Source organism: Caballeronia terrestris (assembly GCF_001544515.1).
Taxonomy (GTDB): Bacteria; Pseudomonadota; Gammaproteobacteria; order Burkholderiales; family Burkholderiaceae; genus Caballeronia; species Caballeronia terrestris.
On the sequence record NZ_FCOL02000241.1, the window covers coordinates 1 to 2,951 of the forward strand.

3 protein-coding genes and 2 pseudogenes are annotated in these 2,951 nt (G+C 63.5%); all 5 read right to left on the minus strand.

The window, feature by feature from the left end; genetic code table 11:
- Positions 1-163 (minus strand): annotated as a pseudogene (locus tag AWB67_RS40260) (MFS transporter); the annotation flags it as partial.
- A 25-nt stretch (positions 164-188) separates the two neighbouring features.
- On the minus strand, positions 189-806 hold the full coding sequence (gene leuD / locus AWB67_RS35910) for a 3-isopropylmalate dehydratase small subunit (RefSeq protein WP_087660626.1): 618 nt from the start codon (positions 804-806) through the stop codon (positions 189-191).
- Entirely contained in the window at positions 803-2,209 is a 1,407-nt protein-coding gene (leuC, locus tag AWB67_RS35915) for a 3-isopropylmalate dehydratase large subunit (protein WP_087660627.1), read from the minus strand. Before leuC ends, leuD begins: the two co-directional genes overlap by 4 nt.
- Before the next feature lie 81 nt (positions 2,210-2,290).
- On the minus strand, positions 2,291-2,740 hold the full coding sequence (locus AWB67_RS35920) for a GntR family transcriptional regulator (RefSeq protein WP_235025561.1): 450 nt from the start codon (positions 2,738-2,740) through the stop codon (positions 2,291-2,293).
- A 66-nt stretch (positions 2,741-2,806) separates the two neighbouring features.
- Positions 2,807-2,881: pseudogene (locus AWB67_RS43655) on the minus strand (GntR family transcriptional regulator); the annotation flags it as partial.
- Positions 2,882-2,951: the final 70 nt, after the last annotated feature.

Here is a 2,951-nt window from a genome sequence, read left to right on the forward strand (position 1 = left end):
ACCAGCCGCTGCGGCTGAGCGCGCCGAGCACGCCGCCAGCCAGATAGATATCGAACGAATCGAGAAACATGCCACCGCCGATCAGCCACAGGATCCGCCGATGAAACCGTGAGGTCGGCAATCGGTCGAGTCGTGCGCCTGCATGCACCGTGTTGCTCACCATGTTTTTGTCTCCTGTAACTGTTCGTTCAGCGTTCAACGCCCGGATATACCCACGGCCGCATCAACGCGTCATCGCGCTGAAACGCCAGAATGTGTGCGTTGAGTTTCATCGTCTGGTCGATTTCGTCGATACCTTCGAGCAATGCTTCACGGCGCTCGTCGGGAAAATCGAAAGCAATGTCTTCGATGCAGGGCGCCTGAATCGTGCGCGTCTCCAGATCGACGCGAAGCCGTTCCCCGAGCGCTGCGCGCACGGCCAGCGCGTCGATTTGCGCCGCGTCCAGACGAATCGGCAACAGCCCGTTCTGCAGGCAGTTGGCGTAGAAGATGTCGCCGAAACTCTGCGCGATCACGCAACGGATGCCGAATTCATCGAGGGCCCAGACAGCCATCTCGCGCGAACTGCCGCAGCCAAAATTCTGGCCCGACAGGAGGATTTGAGCGTCCCGGAATGGCGGCTGGTTAAGGATGAAGCCGCGTTCCTCGGCGCCATCGGCTTGATAGCGCAACATCTCGAACGCCCACCGCGCAAATTGTCCGCGTTGGAGCTGGGCGATTCGCTCCACGCGCACGATCATGTCCGTATCGACGTTGTCGCGCATGAGCGGCGCGGCGATGCCCTCGCAAACGGTGAACGCCTTCATACGACGGCCTCCGCTTGCGGCATGGAGATCATGCCGGCGATAGCGCTCGCCGCCGCCACCCGCGGGCTCGCCAGATGCGTGAGCGCACCCGGCCCCTGCCTGCCGACGAAGTTGCGATTGGACGTCGATACACAACGCTCACCCGGTCCGACCATGTCGCCATTCGCGCCGACGCACATCGAACAGCCCGGCTCGCGCCATTCGAAACCCGCGTCCAGAAAGATCCGGTCGAGCCCTTCGCGTTCGGCGTCACGCTTGACCCCCATGGAGCCCGGCACGACCCATGCCGTCACATGCGCGGCCACGTGCCGGCCTTTGACCACTTGCGCCGCGCCGCGCAAATCGCTCAGCCGGCTATTTGTGCACGATCCGATGAACACCCGGTCGATCGCCGTGTGATCGAGCCGCTGGCCCGGCGTCAACTGCATATAGGCCAGCGCCTTCTCGAGCGACTCGCGCCGCGCGGGATCGGGCTCGCCGAGCGGATCGGGCACTCGCGCATCGATTGCGATCACGTGCTCGGGGCTCGTGCCCCATGTGATTTGCGGACTGATGAGCGTGACATCGATAGCGATTTCCTTGTCGAACACGGCGTCGTCGTCGCTTGCGAGTTGCCGCCATTGCGCGACGGCTTCATCGAGCGCCGCGCCCGTTGGCGCATAGTCGCGGCCTACGATATAGGCGAATGTCACGTCGTCGGGCGCGATCATGCCGACCTTCGCGCCGAGTTCGATCGAAAGATTGCAGAGTGTCAGGCGCGCTTCGAGCGACAAAGCGCGGATCGCCGGCCCCGCATATTCGATGGCATAACCCGTCCCGCCCGACGTGCCCAACGCGCCGATCAGATACAGGATCATGTCCTTCGCATCCACGTCGGGTCCAATCGCGCCCTCGAAGCGCACACGCAGGGTTTTCGGCCGCTTCTGCCGGATTGTCTGCGTGGCGAGCACGTGTACCTGTTCCGTCGAACCAATACCAAAAGCAATCGCGCCGAGCGCGCCATGCGTACAGGTGTGGCTGTCCGCGCAGACGAGCAGCAGCCCCGGCAAGGTCAGCCCGAGTTCCGGACCAATCACGTGCACGATGCCCTGGCGGCCGTCATCGACATCGAAGCGCGGGATCTGTAATCGCGCAGTCTGCTCGCGCAGCGCGTCGATCGCGATCGTGCTCCAGGCTTCGTCGCCGGCAGTGCGGCCCGGGCGCGTCGAGATCACATGATCGAGCGTGGCGAATGTGAGAGCGGGATCGTGGACGCACGCGCCGCGTGCTTCAAGCTGGCGAATCGCGGCCACGCTCGTCAGCTCATGCATCAGATGACGATCGACGTGCAGCAGGCTCACCCCGCCCGGCAAATCCTCGATGACGTGCTGGTCCCAGATTTTGTCGAACAGGGTCTTTGCCACGCGTCGGTTCCTTTTCGTTGGGCGGGACGGATCGAGCGGCCGCCGTGCTCACGGCAGCATGTCGCCCGGTAGCTTCACTCGTCACTCAGGCCGCTTCAGCGCGGGCAGCTTGACGAGTTCATCGGCCGAATGCCACAGATGGCGGCGCATGGCTGCCGCCGCGGCGTCCGGGTCGCCCGCCAGGATGCCGCTGGCGATCGCCTCGTGTTCAGCAAGCGAATTACGCACGATCTCGTCAACGCCAATGCGCTGGCGCAACTGAATCATGAACACAGGCAACTGATACTTGTCGATCAGTTCGCTCAATTGCGGATTGCCGCACATGTCCACGATGATCCGGTGGAACTGTCGGTTGTCCACCACGAACGCCTGAAAGTCAGGCTGCGTGAAATGACGGCGTCCGCGCTCGAGCACTTCGGTAAAACGGGCGCGGTTGTCACCCTCGTCGATCAGCTCGGCCGCGCGCCTCGCCGCAAAGCCTTCCAGCGCCTCGCGGATCTGATAGATGTGCGCGATTTCATCGACCGACAAACGGCGTACCACCGCGCCGCGATTCGGAATGAGGTCGACGAGACCTTCCGCGGCAAGACGCCTGAACGCTTCGCGCAGCGGTCCGCGGCTGATTCCGAGTTCCTCGACCAGATCGCGCGATATCAGGCGCTGACCCGGCACGAGACTGCCGTCGAGGATCTTGCGCTTCAGCAGATCGGCGGTGCGATCGACCGTCTCACCGGTGCGCAGG